The 15,086-nt window shown below is 70.6% G+C and carries 12 protein-coding genes; 3 read left to right on the top strand and 9 right to left on the bottom strand.

The features are described 5' to 3' along the window. Positions 1-56: 56 nt before the first annotated feature. Entirely contained in the window at positions 57-881 is an 825-nt protein-coding gene (locus ACWD6P_RS03995) for a maleylpyruvate isomerase family mycothiol-dependent enzyme (RefSeq protein WP_451442411.1), read from the bottom strand. Between the two features lie 175 nt (positions 882-1,056). Next, complete coding sequence (locus tag ACWD6P_RS04000) at positions 1,057-1,587, bottom strand: LURP-one-related/scramblase family protein (protein ID WP_451442412.1); 531 nt, start codon at positions 1,585-1,587, stop codon at positions 1,057-1,059. A gap of 64 nt (positions 1,588-1,651) precedes the next feature. Between ACWD6P_RS04000 and ACWD6P_RS04005 the strand changes: the two genes are divergently transcribed. Continuing rightward, positions 1,652-3,460 (top strand): NHL domain-containing thioredoxin family protein, encoded by a 1,809-nt coding sequence (locus ACWD6P_RS04005; RefSeq protein ID WP_451442413.1) that lies wholly within the window; start codon positions 1,652-1,654, stop codon positions 3,458-3,460. A gap of 51 nt (positions 3,461-3,511) precedes the next feature. On the opposite strand, the gene ACWD6P_RS04010 is transcribed toward ACWD6P_RS04005, so the two are convergent. The 7 genes from ACWD6P_RS04010 to ACWD6P_RS04040 all read right to left on the bottom strand — a co-directional run bounded on the left by ACWD6P_RS04010 (position 3,512) and on the right by ACWD6P_RS04040 (position 13,206). Beyond that, positions 3,512-4,162 (bottom strand): DUF4232 domain-containing protein, encoded by a 651-nt coding sequence (locus tag ACWD6P_RS04010; protein ID WP_451442414.1) that lies wholly within the window; start codon positions 4,160-4,162, stop codon positions 3,512-3,514. A 154-nt stretch (positions 4,163-4,316) separates the two neighbouring features. Continuing rightward, positions 4,317-5,207 carry a helix-turn-helix domain-containing protein gene (locus tag ACWD6P_RS04015; protein ID WP_451442415.1) on the bottom strand — a complete coding sequence of 297 codons (891 nt, stop codon included), beginning with the start codon at positions 5,205-5,207 and terminating at the stop codon, positions 4,317-4,319. 177 nt (positions 5,208-5,384) lie between these two features. Further along, the gene (locus ACWD6P_RS04020) at positions 5,385-6,410 is read right to left on the bottom strand and encodes a hypothetical protein (protein WP_451442416.1); all 1,026 of its coding nucleotides are present in this window, start codon (positions 6,408-6,410) and stop codon (positions 5,385-5,387) included. Between the two features lie 311 nt (positions 6,411-6,721). Next, on the bottom strand, positions 6,722-7,516 hold the full coding sequence (locus ACWD6P_RS04025; RefSeq protein WP_451442417.1) for a DUF4232 domain-containing protein: 795 nt from the start codon (positions 7,514-7,516) through the stop codon (positions 6,722-6,724). A gap of 152 nt (positions 7,517-7,668) precedes the next feature. Beyond that, a complete protein-coding gene (locus ACWD6P_RS04030) occupies positions 7,669-9,753 on the bottom strand; it encodes a BTAD domain-containing putative transcriptional regulator (protein WP_451442418.1) in 2,085 nt (694 codons plus the stop codon). 1 nt (position 9,754) lies between these two features. Continuing rightward, positions 9,755-11,098 carry a M18 family aminopeptidase gene (locus tag ACWD6P_RS04035; protein WP_451442419.1) on the bottom strand — a complete coding sequence of 448 codons (1,344 nt, stop codon included), beginning with the start codon at positions 11,096-11,098 and terminating at the stop codon, positions 9,755-9,757. A 281-nt stretch (positions 11,099-11,379) separates the two neighbouring features. Then, positions 11,380-13,206: an acyl-CoA dehydrogenase gene (locus ACWD6P_RS04040; RefSeq protein WP_451442420.1), complete on the bottom strand. Its 1,827-nt coding sequence runs from the start codon at positions 13,204-13,206 to the stop codon at positions 11,380-11,382. 167 nt (positions 13,207-13,373) lie between these two features. Here ACWD6P_RS04040 and ACWD6P_RS04045 point away from each other — a divergent pair, with 167 nt between their 5' ends. Together ACWD6P_RS04045 and ACWD6P_RS04050 are read left to right on the top strand one after the other, a co-directional pair. Further along, entirely contained in the window at positions 13,374-13,850 is a 477-nt protein-coding gene (locus ACWD6P_RS04045; protein ID WP_451442421.1) for an SseB family protein, read from the top strand. Positions 13,851-14,007: 157 nt separating this feature from the next. Beyond that, positions 14,008-14,961 (top strand): pirin family protein, encoded by a 954-nt coding sequence (locus ACWD6P_RS04050; protein ID WP_451442422.1) that lies wholly within the window; start codon positions 14,008-14,010, stop codon positions 14,959-14,961. The last annotated feature ends 125 nt before the right edge of the window (positions 14,962-15,086 follow it).

The following is a 15,086-nucleotide window of genomic DNA, read 5'->3' on the forward strand; positions in this document are numbered from 1 at the left end:
GCTGTTTCACGTGAAACATCGCCGCCGGGGCGCCCCCGCCCGTCTTCCGGCCTCCGCTACGGCGTGACCGCGAAGTTGTCGAGGATCGCCTGGGCCAGCTCGGCGTCGCCGTCTATCTTGATCTGCTCGGCGACGGCCGCCGGGCGGACCCGGCCGCAGGCCAGCTGGTGGAAGGTGTCCCAGTCCAGGGCGAGAGTCACGGTCGGGCCGAGCGAGACGCTGCCGTCGATCGTGGCGTTGCCTTCGGCATCGATGCGCACCGTACGCAGAAACTCCAGCGGTCCGCTGACGTCGAAGACCACCGCCGAATCGGCGGGCGCCTGCGCCCTCTTGGCGACGACGCCGGGCAGTACCTTCACCAGCAGATCGCGGGTGATGTGCGCGCCGGGGGAGTCGAGGTTGCCGGGCTTGCCGAGCGCCCGGCGCAGGTCCTGCTCATGGACCCAGACGTCGAACGTCCGCTGTTGCAGCACGAATTCCAGCGAACGTTCCTCGCCGAGCGGGCTGCGCACCACGGCGTCCGGCTGGCGGGACTCGTTGCGCAGCTGCCGGGAACGGCGGATCACGGTGTATTCGAGCTCGCTGACCATCTCCGGCCCGGTGTGGTGCCGGCGGACGTCGACCTGTACCTCCATACGGCGCGCCGACTCGCTGCGCACGTGGTAGAGGTCGCGCGGCAGTGTGTGGATCGGCCGCGGGTCGCCCAGCATTTCGCATTCCAGGCCGATGATGTGGGAGACCACATCGCGAACGGACCATCCTGGGAGGCACGTCGCCCTGTTCCACTCGCCTTCGACGAGCGGCGTCACCAGCTCGGTTATCGCTTCTATGGAGTGAGTCCAGGCATCGATGGAGGACTGAAGGCTGGGATGGACGGTCACGGGACCCCTCGGACGGTTCGTACGCGGGCTGCTGTCTGGCAGTTAAGTTACGCTGCGCACGGGCACCCCGGCAGTGCTTTCGGGTGACCATCGTAGGCCGATGTGTCACAGCCGTTGAGGGCTGCGGCGCACGGTTTCGGCACCGGCTCCATGGTCCCGGCGGTGCTCTTGCTCCTCAGTCGTCCCCGCGCTCCCGCTCAGCCAGCCGGATCACGCAGACCGCGATGGCGATCAGCAGCGGCGGATCCGCGTCGTCCCGTACGACATTGACCGCATATGTGTCGCGCACCGTCAGCCAGCGCCGCGAGACCTCGGCGAGCAGCTCGCCGTCGTACTCGATCGCGAATTCCCGGTCGAGGATCTTGCCGCTGACATCGAGCTGGGTGCCGTCCACCAGCTCGACGCGGTAGTGGTTGCGCAGCAGCGAGAGCCGCTTGCGTCTGATCGTGGCCAGCGGCGCGTCGTCCCGCTCGATCGTCATGGTGTCGCGCAAGGCCAGCATCTTCTTGCGGATGGTGATCAGCACCCGCCGCTCGGGGTCCTTCAGCTCGAAGGTCTCCCGCAGCCGCAGCGCCTTCCCGTCCACGAGGAACGCATGGTGCCCGTGCTCGTCCTCGATCCAGTAGTCGTCGCCGATGCCGAAGATCCGGTCGCGTACGAGGTACTTGCGGGAGTGCGGGGGCCGTCCGCCAGGGGATTGGTGCATGGCTGACGTTTTCCCCGGCGCCCCTGCGGAATGCGCACGCACCGGAGTGACGTTGAATGTCCACATGGCTTCACGCGCACGTGTCAGGGCTCCCGAGCTGATCGGCAAGGGCGGCTGGCTGAACACCGGTAACAAGGACCTGACCCTCTCCGACCTGCGAGGACGCATTGTCGTCCTGGATTTCTGGACGTTCTGCTGTGTGAACTGTCTGCATGTCCTGGACGAGTTGCGGGAGCTGGAGGAGCGGCACCGCGACACCGTCGTCATCGTCGGGGTGCACTCCCCGAAATTCGTGCACGAGGCCGAGCACCAGGCGGTCGTAGACGCCGTCGAGCGCTACGGCGTCGAGCACCCGGTGCTGGACGACCCCGAGCTCGCCACCTGGAAGCAGTACGCGGTCCGCGCCTGGCCGACGCTGGTGGTGATCGACCCCGAGGGGTATGTCGTCGCACAGCACGCCGGCGAGGGCCATGCGCACGCCATCGCCAAGCTCGTCGAGGAGCTGGAGGCCGAGCACGAAGCGAAGGGCACGCTGCGCCGCGGCGACGGCCCCTATGTGCCGCCGGAGCCGGTCGCCACCGACCTGCGCTTCCCCGGCAAGGCGGTGCGGCTGCCGGGCGGCAGCTTCCTCGTCTCGGACACCACCCGCCATCAGCTGGTGGAGCTGGCGGCGGACGGCGAGCGGGTGCTGCGCCGGATCGGCACCGGTGAGCGCGGCCTGACTCCGGAGTCCTTCAACGAGCCGCAGGGCCTGGCGCTGCTGCCCGACGGGCGGGTGGCCGTGGCGGACACGGTCAACCACGCCATCCGTGTGCTCGACCCGGAGACCGGCGCGCTGGAGACCGTCGCCGGCACCGGCAAGCAGTGGTGGCAGGGCTCACCGACCTCGGGACCGGCCCGCGAGGTGGCGCTCTCCTCGCCGTGGGACATCGCCTGGTGGCAGGACCGGCTGTGGATCGCGATGGCCGGTGTGCACCAGCTGTGGACGTACGACCCGGCCACCGACACGGTCGAGGTCGCGGCCGGTACGACCAACGAGGGCCTGGTGGACGGCCCGGCCGCCGAGGCCTGGTTCGCGCAGCCGTCCGGTCTCGCGGCGGCCGGCGACCGGCTGTGGATCGCGGACTCGGAGACCAGCGCGGTCCGCTGGGCGGAGCCCGCCGAAGAGGGGGACGGCTATGTCATCCGCACGGCCGTCGGCACCGGCCTGTTCGACTTCGGGCACCGCGACGGCGCCGCCGACCAGGCGCTGCTGCAGCATCCGCTGGGTGTGACCGCGCTGCCCGACGGCTCGGTCGCCATCGCGGACACCTACAACCACGCACTGCGCCGCTACGACCCCGCGAGCGGTGAGGTCACGACGCTGGCGACGGATCTGCGCGAGCCGTCCGCCGCGGTCCTCGTCGACGACGACATCGTCGTGGTGGAGTCGGCGCGGCACCGGCTGACCCGGCTGCGGCTGCCCGAGGAGGCGGTACGCGTCGAGTCGGTGGCGCATCGCACCCAGCGCGCGGCCACCGCGGTCGCCCCGGGCGCGCTGCGGCTGGAGGTGGTCTTCCAGGCCCCCGCGGGCCAGAAGCTCGACACCCGCTACGGCCCCTCGACGCGGCTGCTGGTGAGCTCGACACCGCCGGAGCTGCTCGCCGAGGGCGCGGGCGCGGGCACCGACCTCGCGCGGGACCTGGTGCTCGCCGACGGCGTGACCGAAGGCGTGCTGCACGTCTCGGCGATGGCCGCGTCCTGCGACGACGCCCCAGACATCGAGTACCCCGCCTGCCATGTGCACCAGCAGGACTGGGGCGTCCCGGTCGAGGTCGCCGAGGGCGGGGTGGCCCGGCTGGGGCTCGTCCTGGCGGGGCTGGACGCCGAGTAGCCGGCGGCGGGGGCCCGAACGGCCCCCGCCACGGTCAGCGGCCGCCGCCGGTCACTTGCCGGTGTTGGTCTTGATCTCGGCCAGCTTGTCGCTGAGGTACCAGTCGCCGACCTTGGCGGTCTTGCCGACCGACGGCAGGCTGGCGTACTGCGAGAAGTTGACGGTGGTCGACAGACCGCGCTGGGTGGGCTCGGTGGCGTTCATGAAGCCGACCTTCACCACCTTCTGCTTGGTGCCCTTGTCCGCGGCGGTCGTGGTGGGGATGCTCGCGTAGGCGAACCCGCGCGCCGGGACCTCGATCCGCTGGGAGTCGCCGAACGACGGCGCGCCCTCGTAGTAACCCAGAGGCTGCTTGGCGCTGCCGAAGTACAGCATCGGCGAGTTGTAGAGGTAGCAGGAGCGGCTCTTGCTGTTGCGGTACTTCACGATCACATGGCTCGGGTCGGCCTTGTTGATGAAGGTGAAGTCCGCAGAGGTGCCGGTGGTGCAGTTGGTCGGCCTGCGCGACGCCGCCCCGGCGCCCGCGCCCGCCGCGGCCGCACCGCCACCGATGATCTTGCGCTTCTTGGAGGACGAGGAGGAGGACTTCTTCGACTTCTTCGAGGAGCTGCCGTTGCAGCCGGTCAGCGCGAGCGAGCCGGCCAGTCCGAGGGCCAGCGCGGCGTACGCGGTGGAGCGGCGGCGGGAGCGGCGTGCGGTCATGGGTGGTTCCCCCAGTGGGTCACTGCGATGGGTGAAGCGTGTCTGTCATGGCACGGCCACGATATCGATTGCGGTCCGATACGCCAGGGCGGGTTCGCCCGGCAGCGCATCGATGCGGCGTCGCCGCAGGTCAGGGTGGTCGGCAGGGTCAAGATCAGTCCGGGCAGCTGGGCAGCGAGGTGTTTTCGAGCTGTTCGGGACGGATGCGGATGCCGGGTACCCACATCTGCTTGCCGTCGTGCACCACCCGGAACCACATGCTGCTGTGCCCGCCCACCTCATCGGTGACCGTGACCCCATTGGCGACCCGGCACACCGCGCGCAGTACATCGCCGTGCCAGACATGTCCCACGACATTGGAGCGCCGGTAGACCCGGTACGGATCGCGGGCCAGGGCGAGTGCGCAGTTCTCGGTGCGCGGCTGCTGACAGGCGCGTTCGACGTTATTGACGGTGATCTTCGCGGAGCCGGTGCCCGGCGCCCCGGCCCGCGATCCCGGCGATCCGGCATCGCCACCGTCCGGCGCACCGTCGGACGTGGTCAGCGCCGGGACGGCCAACGCGGCGGCGGCGAGCACGGCGGCTGTGCCGAGCGCGGCGAGGAGCAGCCGCAGCCGGTGTCGCCCGGTCGGCAGGGCGGTCTCGGCTCCGTCCTCGGGACCGGGCGTGCGCTCCGCTTCGTCGGCCCCCTCCCGCTCCCGCGCAGGCGCATCACCCCGCTCGCCCGCGTCCGCGGCCTCCTGAGCCCGGTGCAGCAGCTCGACGAGGCCGGGCAGTCGGTCCTCGCCGGTGAAGGAGAGCTTGCACCACTGCACCAGCAGCCGTTCGTCGGGCAGGCTCTGGCCGCGCAGATAGCGCGAGAGGGACGAGCGGCTGGCGGGGAGCCTTCCCTCCAACGCCTTGAGGCTGTAGCCGAGTTCGCCATGCATACGGCGCAGGGCGGCGACAAAGTCCCGTGCGGGGCCGGAGAGTTCGTCGGGGAGGGGGGCCAGGGGCTTACGGCGGGGATGAGCGGCGTGGTTCTGATTGCCAGGCACGTCGTGCATTCCAGCACAGCGGCCATGCGCGCGCGAGGGGCACTTCCGCTCCCCTGTGGCGGAAGTACCCCTCGTTACCCGATCCGGGTCGGACCCGGATCGGGTGGTGACGTTTCACGTGAAACCGGCAGCGGTTTCACGTGAAACGGCCTGCTCGTCTCCGGCGGACCTCATGCCTGGACGGCGTCAGTCACCGAACTTCACGGGACGGTAGGGCTTGAACTCGGCGTCACCGCCGGGCAGCCCGTAGGTCAGCGTCCGGTGGTCGGTGCCGTGGCCGCCACGCTGTTCGTAGGCGGTGTACGAGGAGTGCGCATCGTTGTTCCACTTCTCGAAGATCACGACATGCCGGTTGTTGTTGTCCCCCGCCGCGTCGATGAGCAGGTCACCGGGCTTGAGCTCGCCCAGCGAGAGCGGCCGGGTGATGCCGCGGTCGGTGGCCAGGCCCACGGTGTTGGTGCCGGGCGTCGGCAGTCCGAGCGCCATGGACACATAGCCGGAGCAGTCCTGGCGGTAGCCGTCCTTCCAGACCTTGGCCTGGCTGTACGGGACCTGGGATCCGTTGTCGGCGGTCAGCCATGTGGCGGCGCGGTTGAGCATCTCCTGGCGGGACCCGCCCGGCTGTGGCTGCCCTCCGCCGCCGTGGACCGGTACGCCCGGCAGCCGGTCCTGCGGAATGTCCACCGCGACCACGCTGAGGAAGCCGGTGACCGGACCGGCGATATGTGCCATGAACGTCGAGCAGGCATTGCCCTCGCACACCTTGTGACCGGTGTCGACCTGGTAGTCGGCGGTGATCCGGTCCTGCCCCGGCGCGGTCTTGTTGATCATTCCGACTGCGGGGGAGTTGACGTCCGCGGTGGCGTGGACGACCCAACGGGTGCCCCAGGTGGGGAAGTCGGCGGCCGCGGCCTGCCGTACGGAACCGGTGTCCGTGGCGCGGGCGGTGAGGATGGAGGCGGTGGCGGAGGCGGCCGTGTCGCGGGCGGGCTTGGTGGCGGCCGCGGCCTGAACCCCCGTGCTGCCGTGGGCGAAGCCGGTGAATCCGGCGACGCCGATGCCGGCCGCGGCGACCACGGGCAGGACCCTGCGCAGCACGGTCCTGCGGAACGGGGCCTGCGGGCCGCCCGCACCGCCGGCCATGGCGGCTGCGGCTATGTGGTCCGCGGGGGTTGTGGAGTCTGCCGGGTGCGTGCTGCCGTGCTCGTACATGCCGATTCCCCTCCGTTTGAGACCGGTTGGCCTGATGGCCGTCGGCCGATGGCGAGCCGCCGGGTGGTCCGTTCGCGGCGACGGGGACCATCGTGGAGCGGGGTAGGGCGGCCGGTCGGAGGTTCCTCGTCCCATGGGATGTCCCGGCCCTACGCACGGCTGTGACCTGCGAGGACATCAACTGCATGGGATATTTGGGGCCGTTGCGCGAGACATGACGGGACAGCGGGCAGGCGAAAGGGCGCCCGCTCGGGGGTGCGGGCGCCCTGGTTCAGGGGGGATCTCGCCGGATGCGGCTCAGCGGACCCGGTTCACCACGCGGTCGCCTGGCTCACGTCCGACTGCCAGTACGTCACCCACGCACTGTCGTCGACGTAGACCGAGCCGCCCGGGAGCGCCACCTGTGACGGGCCGCCGATGCTGCCCTTGCCGTCGCGGCCCGGGAGGCTGACGGACAGGCTGGTCATGGTGCGGCCGTCGCGGCCGGAACCGTCGGCGGAGGAGGTCAGTACACCGGCGTAGCCGGACTCGCCGGGGGCGAGGGTGACCATGGACTGCGGCTTGCTGTCCGGCAGCTCGGCGAGCGGGGACTGTGCCTGGCCGAACCGCAGATACGGGGCGGAGTAGAGGTCGCAGGTGGCGCCGGAGGTGTTGGTGGCCACCAGCAGCAGATGGTTGACCGGCTCCTTGAGCGGCTTGGCGACGATACGGATCGAGGCGGCATCACAGGTGGTGTGCCGGATGCCGGTGGCGTTGTCGCCCCTCCCCGCGCCGCCCTTTCCGGAGCCCGCCCGGGCGTCGCTGCCGCCGTGTCCCGCGGACGTCTGCTCCGCTATGCCGCCGTCGGGCCGGGTACCGCGCTGCCCGGCGCTGCCGCCCTTTGCCGCCGACTCCTCGCCCGCCTCGGCTGCCGGGCCTTCGGCGACCTTGGGCGAGGGGTGGAACGGCTTGGCCGCGCTGGTCTTGAGCGGGTTGTCCTGGCCGCCGCAGGCGGTGAGGGTGAGCGCGGCGACGGCGGTCAGGCCGGCCGCGGCGATCCGCACGGTACGGCGGCGGACGGTACGGGACGTACGCGGGCTGCTGGTGCGGGCCTGGCTGCGCGGCATGGTCGTTCTCCCCCGGGCGGTGATCTGGTGTGGGCGGTCCTGCGCTCTGTGCACCAGACTGCCGGGCGCCGCTGCCGTGCCACTAACGTGCGCCTAACGTCCCCGCAGGTGAGCCGGGGTGCTCACCCGAGAAGTCACCCCGGGGGGGCAGGTCACCGCTTGCCGCGCCCGTCCCGCTCGTCACCGGAATCGCCGTGGTCGTCCGCACCGCCCTTGCCGCCTCCGCGGATCGCGCCGCCCTCCCCTCGCTCATCGCGCGCGAAGAGCTGCGTCAGCGTGCTGATCGTGTAGACGTCGGTGGCCTCCTCGTCCACCAGATGCATCTCGGCGAGCCGGTCCAGACCGTCCTGGGTGCGCTCCTGGTCGTACCCCGCCAGCGCTGCCGCCAGCGACGCGTTGAGATGCCCGTCCGCGCTGGTCGCCAGCGCACTGAGCAGCCGTGCGTCGTCCGCCGACAGCCGGGCGACGGACATCCGCAGCGCCGCCGCCATGCCGGTGTCCTCCGCCGACAGCAGCGCCAGCCGCCGCCGTTCGTCGCGCAGCGCCGCGGCCAGCCGGGCCAGCCGCCAGCGCGGCCGGGCGGTGAGCTGCGCGGCCGCGGCCCGCAGCGCCAGCGGCAGTCCGTCGCACAGGTCGACCAACTCCCGGGCGGCGACCGGGTCCTCGGCCACCCGCTCCGGACCGAGCATGGCGCCGAGCAATGCCGCGCCCTCCTCATGGCCGAGCGCCTGGAGGCCGACCGGGCGGGCACAGTCCGTGGCGACCAGGCCGTCGAGCCGGCTGCGGCTGGTGACGACCGTGGCGCAGTGCGGACCGCCGGGCAGCAGCGGCCGTACCTGCGCCGAGCTGCGCGCATTGTCGAGGACGACCAGCAGCCGGCGCTCCGCGACCAGCGACCGGAAGAGCGCCGAGGCTGCCTGCGCCGAGGTGGGGACCCGCTCCTGAGGGGTGCCGAGCGCCAGCAGGAAGTCGCGCAGGATCTCGGCCGGCGGTGCCTCATCGCCCTCACCGAAGCCGCGCAGGTCGGCGAAGAGCTGGCCGTCGGGGAAGGCCCCGGCGTGCAGATGCGCCCACTGCACGGCGCAGGCGGTCTTGCCGACGCCGGCCGGTCCGGCGACCACCGCCAGCGGACTCTCGCCGGTCGAACGGTCCGTCAACGCCTCCGTCAGTGCGCGGAGTTGCGCCTCCCGGCCGAGGAACCGGGCCGGCGGCCTGGGCAGCAGCCGAGGTGCCGCACCGGCCCGCCCGGAGCCGGAACCCGAGCCCGGTCCGGGGCTCGCACCGTCCGGGGTACCGCCTGCGGGACCGGCAGACGTCCGCTCCGCTTCGGAGCCGCCCACCGTCCCGGCATCCACCGCACCGGCCGCGCCGGCGCCCTGCACGGGCACGCGCCCACCGTGGTCATGTTTCACGTGAAACGCCTGCGCGCCCGCAGGATCGTCAGCCGCCCTGCGTGCTCCACCCGCGGGCTCCGCGGCCGTCCGCCGCTGGTCCGCCGCCTCAGCCCGCAGGATCTCCTCGTACGCCCCGCGCAGCCGCTCACCAGGATCGACGCCCAGCTCTTCGTTGAGCAGTCGCCGGGTGCGGTGGAACCACTCCAGTGCATCGGACTGCCGGCCCGTACGGAACAGAGCCCGCATCAGTTCGGCGATCAGCCCCTCCCGCAAAGGGTGGTTGACGGCCGCCGAGTACAGGATTGCCGCGGCCTGTTCATGCTCACCGAGCGCGCCATGGGCCCGTCCCAGCGCCTCCACGGCCGTCAGCCGGCGCTCCTCCAGCGCATGCGCCGCGGCAGCGAACGGCGGGCTGGTCACCGTGCCGGTCAGCGCCGGACCGCGCCACAGCCCCAGCGCCTCGCGCAGCAGCGGCACGGCATCGGCCGGCGCCGCCTCGGGACGGGCCAGCGTCACCAGCTCACCGAACCGATGGGCGTCGATCAGCTCCTCGGGCATCCGGAGCAGATAGGCCGAGCCATGGGTGGTCAGCTCGATGCCGTACGTCTCTGCCCCGCCTTCGGCGAGCGTGGCACGCAGCCGTGAGACATGCCCCTGAACGACCGTACGGGCATGCTCGGGCGGCTCGTCCTCCCACAGGGAGTCGATCAACTGCTCCAGTGGAACGGTGGTGTTGGGCTGCAGCAACAGCAGCGCCAAGACACTGCGCCGTTTGGCGGGCCCGAGCGACAGCTCCCTGGAGCCGGTCGTCACGGCGATCGGGCCGAGCAGTGAGAATTCCAACTCAGCCCTCCAGGAAGGCCGTCAGGGCGTTCGCCAGCAGGTACGGATCATCGGCGCCGCACAGCTCGCGCGCCGAGTGCATGGACAGGATCGCCACGCCGATGTCGACCGTGGCGATGCCGTGCCGGGCCGCGGTGATCGGCCCGATCGTGGTCCCGCACGGCATCGAGTTGTTGGAGACGAAGCTCTGCCACGGCACACCGGCGCGCTCGCAGGCGGCCGCGAAGACCGCCCGTCCGCTGCCGTCCGTCGCATAGCGCTGATTGACGTTCACCTTGAGGATCGGCCCGCCGTTGGGCATCGGGTGGTGCCCCGGATCGTGCCGCTCGCTGTAGTTGGGGTGTACGGCGTGACCGGTGTCGGACGACAGGCAGATGGTGCCGGCGAAGGCACGCGCCCGGTCCTCGTACGAGCCGCCGCGCGCGAACACCGAGCGCTCCAGCACCGTGCCGAGCAGCGGGCCGTCCGCGCCGGTGTCGGACTGGCTGCCGTTCTCCTCGTGGTCGAAGGCGGCCAGCACCGGAATGCTGGTCAGCGCACTGCCGGTGGCGGCCGCGGCGATGAGCGCGGCCGTACCGGCGTGTACGGACAGCAGGTTGTCCATCCGGGGGCCGGCGACCAGTTCGCGGTCGCGGCCCAGGTAGGCGGGCGGCTCGATGCTGTGCACCATCAGGTCCCAGCCCTTGATGTCCTCGGCCGGCACCCCGATCTCCTCGGCGACGAACGCGATCAGATCGCCCTCGGCGACCTCACCCAGCCCCCAGATCGGCGTCATATGGCGTTGCTTGTCCAGCTTGAGGCCTTCGGAGTTCACCGAGCGGTCGAGGTGCACGGCCAGCTGGGGCACCCGCAGCAACGCCCGGTCGACATGGACGAGCCGGTTGCGGCCGCCCCGCTCCGCTCCGCCCCGGCTCCCTTCCGAGTCCCCGGCTGCCGAGTCCCGCAGTGTCACCCGTCCGCTCAGGCCCAGATCGCGGTCGAGCCAGGTGTTGAGCAGCGTGCCGCCGTAGATCTCGACGGCGATCTGCCGCCAGCCGCGGGCGCCGGTGTCCGGAATCGGCTTGACCCGCAGATTGGGAGAGTCGGTGTGAGCCCCGACAATTCGGTACGGAGTCGCGGCGCTCGCGCCCTCCGGCACATACCAGGCGATGATCGCGCCACCGCGCAGCACATACTTCCCGCCGCTCTCGCCGTCCCAGGCATCGACCTCCGCGACCTGCCGGAAGCCCGCCTTCTCCAGCCGCTCCGCCGCGTTGGCGACCGCGTGGTAGGGCGACGGACTGGCGGCGAGGAAGGACATCAGGTCGTCGGTGTGGCCGCGATCGAAGCGGGCGGAGTTGGTCATGGATTCAGCATAAGGAGCAGGACCCCGCATTCCCCGTGCGCGTGCGCCGTGACTCCGCTCCCTTCCGGCCAGGATTTCTTCACGGCAGACCGAAATCCCCGCTGGAGTGAACGATTCCGGTCGCCGGGGCCGATGCGCCCGCCGTCCGGGCCGCCCGGGGCGTATCCGGCCGGGCATGACGAAGCCCGCCTCCCCGGGGGAAGAGAGGCGGGCAACGTCAGTCTCCACTGCCAATCTGAGAGACCTCTAAGAACTCCGCGGGCGCGCCGCGGACAACGCCCTTAGAACGCGGACTCGTCCAGCTCCATCAGCGACTGGTCGACGGACTCGGCCAGCTGCCGCTGCATGGCGACGCCGGGCAGCACGTTGTGCGCGAAGAACTTCGCCGCCGCGATCTTGCCGGCGTAGAACGCCTTGTCCTTGGAGGAGGCGTCCGCCAGCTTGGCGCTCGCCACCGCCGCGCCCTTCAGCAGCAGGTAGGCGATGACGACATCGCCCGAAGCCAGCAGCAGGCGCGAGGTGTTCAGGCCCACCTTGTAGATGGACTTGACGTCCTTCTCCGTGGCCGCGAGGTCGGTCAGCATGGCGCCGACGATCGCCTCGAGGTCGGCGGCGGCCTTGCCCAGCTCGCCGCGGGCCTGCTCCAGCTCGGCGCCGCCGGTGCCCTCGGCCAGGAACTTCTTGATCTCCTCGGCGAGGGTGTTCAGCGCCTGGCCCTGGTTACGGACGATCTTCCGGAAGAAGTAGTCCTGGCCCTGGATGGCGGTGGTGCCCTCGTAGAGGGTGTCGATCTTGGCGTCCCGGATGTACTGCTCGATCGGGTACTCCTGCAGGTAGCCGGAGCCGCCGAAGGTCTGCAGGGACTGCGCCAGCTGCTCGTAGGACTTCTCCGAGCCGTAGCCCTTGACGATGGGCAGCAGCAGGTCGTTGAGCGCGTTGAGCTCGGAGGCCTCCTCGCCCGCGGCCTCCTTGACCGCGATCGAGTCCTGGACGGAGGCGGTGTACAGGACGAGGGCGCGCATGCCCTCCGCGTACGCCTTCTGCGTCATCAGCGAGCGGCGCACGTCGGGGTGGTGGGTGATGGTGACCTTCGGCGCGGTCTTGTCCATGAAGTTCGCCAGGTCGGGGCCCTGGACGCGCTCCTTGGCGTACTCAAGGGCGTTGAGGTAGCCGGTCGACAGCGTCGCGATGGCCTTCGTGCCGACCATCATCCGCGCGAACTCGATGATGCGGAACATCTGGCGGATGCCGTCGTGCTTGTCGCCGATCAGCCAGCCCTTGGCGGGGTGCTGGTCGCCGAAGGTCATCTCGCAGGTGTTGGAGGCCTTCAGGCCCATCTTGTGCTCGACGTTGGTCGCGTAGACGCCGTTGCGCTCGCCCAGCTCGCCGGTCTCCCAGTCGAAGTGGTACTTCGGCACGAGGAAGAGGGACAGGCCCTTGGTGCCCGGACCGGCACCCTCGGGGCGGGCGAGGACGTAGTGAAGGATGTTCTCCGACATGTCGTGCTCACCGGAGGTGATGAAGCGCTTCACGCCCTCGATGTGCCAGGAGCCGTCCTCCTGCTCCACGGCCTTGGTGCGGCCGGCGCCCACGTCCGAGCCGGCGTCCGGCTCGGTGAGGACCATGGTGGAGCCCCACTGCTTCTCGACGGCGATCTGGGCGACCTTCTTCTGCGCCTCGTTGCCCTCGGAGTGCAGGATGCCGGCGAAGGCGGGGCCGGAGGAGTACATCCAGACCGCCGGGTTCGAGCCGAGGATCAGCTCCGCGTAGGACCAGATCAGGGTGGCCGGGGCGGTGGTGCCGCCGATCTCCTCGGGCAGGCCCAGGCGCCAGTACTCGGAGTCCATGAAGGCCTGGTAGCTCTTCTTGAAGGTGTCCGGGATCGGCGCGGTGTTGGTCTCCGGGTCGAAGACCGGGGGGTTGCGGTCGGCGTCGGCGAAGGACTCGGCCAGCTCGTTCTCGGCGAGGCGGGTGAGCTCGGACAGGATGCTCTTGGCGGTCTCGACATCCATCTCCGCGAACGGTCCGGTGCCGTACACGCTGTCACGGCCGAGCACCTCGAAGAGGTTGAACTCGATGTCGCGGAGATTCGACTTGTAGTGGCCCATGGGTACGGCTCCGTAAGGGTTCGGGAGAGGACCCCGAGAGAGGGGCCTCAGACGCAATACCAGCTAGTAGCTAAATGATGCTACCCACCGGTAATAAGAATCAACCCCTTCCGCCCATCTGTGACGAGCGTCCCCCGGCCCATCGCCGACTCAGTACGCTGTGGCGCATGTACGGCTACGACCAGAACGCGGGTGCCGGGCAGCAGCAGTACGGCGCGCCACCGCCCCCGCCGCAGCAACCGTCCCCCGGGGGCTACGGCGAGCAGCCGCTGTATCCCGAGCCGTCTCCGCCCTCGCTGGCCGACGCGGTGCGTGCGTTCACCACCGGTTCGATGTCGGCCGAGGACTTCCAAGGCATCTTCTCCACGTCCAAGGTCTACTGCCCGCGCGGTGACAACCCCGGCTTCCTGGCGCTGCACAACACCCAGCAGCCGGTGATCCCGATGTTCACCTCGCTCAAGGAGCTGCGGCGGTACGCCGGCAAGGAGTCCAAGTACTTCGTGATCACCGGCGCCGAGGTGCTCGATCTGCTGCCGACCGGCTATGGGTTCGTCCTCGACATGGAGGGCGACCACCGGATGGTCTTCGATGCGAAGGCCGTGGAGCAGATGGTCGACTTCGCGATGCGGCGGATGTACGGCTAGCCGCCAGCGCTCCAGGTGCGGCTGACGGCGGCCGCCGACAGCACGGTCGAATCCCTTTCTGCCTGCTTTCACCTGCGCAAACGCGGGTGGGAATGCAGTGCGCCTTGCGGGTTGTTCACTATTCAACTAAGTTGTGTGGGCGACCGAGGAGGCCGTCATGCCCGCTGTGACCGTAGAGAACCCGCTGACCTTGCCGCGTGTGGCGGCACCTGCCGCGGCGCACACCCGTCCCGTGCTGGCCGTTGCCACCGCTCCGAGTGGATTCGAGGGCGAGGGCTTCCCGGTGCGCCGGGCCTTCGCCGGCATCGACTACAAGCACCTCGATCCGTTCATCATGATGGACCAGATGGGCGAGGTGGAGTACGCGCCCGGGGAGCCCAAGGGCACCCCCTGGCACCCGCACCGCGGCTTCGAGACCGTCACCTATCTGATCGACGGCACGTTCGTGCACCGCGACTCGCACGGTGGCGGTGGCGTGATCAACGACGGTGACACCCAGTGGATGACGGCCGGCTCCGGCCTGCTGCACATCGAGGCGCCGCCGGAGTCGCTCGTGATGTCCGGCGGGCTCTTCCACGGCCTCCAGCTGTGGGTGAACCTGCCGAAGAGCGACAAGATGATGGCCCCGCGCTACCAGGACATCGGCGGGGGCCGGGTCAAGCTGCTGACCTCGGTCGACGGTGGTGCGCTGCTGCGGCTGATCGCCGGTGAGCTCGACGGCCACCAGGGGCCGGGCATCACCCACACCCCGATCACGATGATGCATGTGACGGTGAGCCCGGGCGCCGAGCTGACCCTGCCCTGGCGCAAGGACTTCAACGCCCTCGGCTACGCACTGGCCGGCCGTGGTTCGGCCGGTGCGGAAGGACGCCCGTTCCGTATGGGGCAGGCGGTCGTCTTCGGGACCGGAGACTCGCTCACCATCCGGGCGGACGAGTCCCAGGAGTCGCGCAGCCCGAACTTCGAGGTGGTGCTGCTGGGCGGGCGGCCGATCCGCGAGCCGATGATGCATTACGGCCCGTTCGTGATGAACACCCACGCCGAACTGGCCCAGGCCTTCGAGGACTTCCAGGCCGGCCGGCTCGGAACGATCCCCGCCGGCGAGCGCTGACGCCGCGTCGGACCGGCCGATGGGCCGGGGGCGGTGTTTCACGTGAAACAAACCCCCCCCCCCCCGGGGGGGGGCCCGGGGGGGGGGGGGGCCGGGGGGGGGGGGGGGGGGGGGGCAAAAATAGG

The organism is Streptomyces sp. NPDC002446, from assembly GCF_053595675.1.

Coding starts and splice junctions, on each gene's coding strand:
- ACWD6P_RS04000 (WP_451442412.1), bottom strand. CDS start 1,587: ATGCACCAATCCCCTGGCGGACGGCCCCCGCACTCCCGCAAGTACCTC.
- ACWD6P_RS04005 (WP_451442413.1), top strand. CDS start 1,652: ATGGCTTCACGCGCACGTGTCAGGGCTCCCGAGCTGATCGGCAAGGGC.
- ACWD6P_RS04010 (WP_451442414.1), bottom strand. CDS start 4,162: ATGACCGCACGCCGCTCCCGCCGCCGCTCCACCGCGTACGCCGCGCTG.
- ACWD6P_RS04015 (WP_451442415.1), bottom strand. CDS start 5,207: ATGCACGACGTGCCTGGCAATCAGAACCACGCCGCTCATCCCCGCCGT.
- ACWD6P_RS04020 (WP_451442416.1), bottom strand. CDS start 6,410: ATGTACGAGCACGGCAGCACGCACCCGGCAGACTCCACAACCCCCGCG.
- ACWD6P_RS04025 (WP_451442417.1), bottom strand. CDS start 7,516: ATGCCGCGCAGCCAGGCCCGCACCAGCAGCCCGCGTACGTCCCGTACC.
- ACWD6P_RS04035 (WP_451442419.1), bottom strand. CDS start 11,098: ATGACCAACTCCGCCCGCTTCGATCGCGGCCACACCGACGACCTGATG.
- ACWD6P_RS04040 (WP_451442420.1), bottom strand. CDS start 13,206: ATGGGCCACTACAAGTCGAATCTCCGCGACATCGAGTTCAACCTCTTC.
- ACWD6P_RS04045 (WP_451442421.1), top strand. CDS start 13,374: ATGTACGGCTACGACCAGAACGCGGGTGCCGGGCAGCAGCAGTACGGC.
- ACWD6P_RS04050 (WP_451442422.1), top strand. CDS start 14,008: ATGCCCGCTGTGACCGTAGAGAACCCGCTGACCTTGCCGCGTGTGGCG.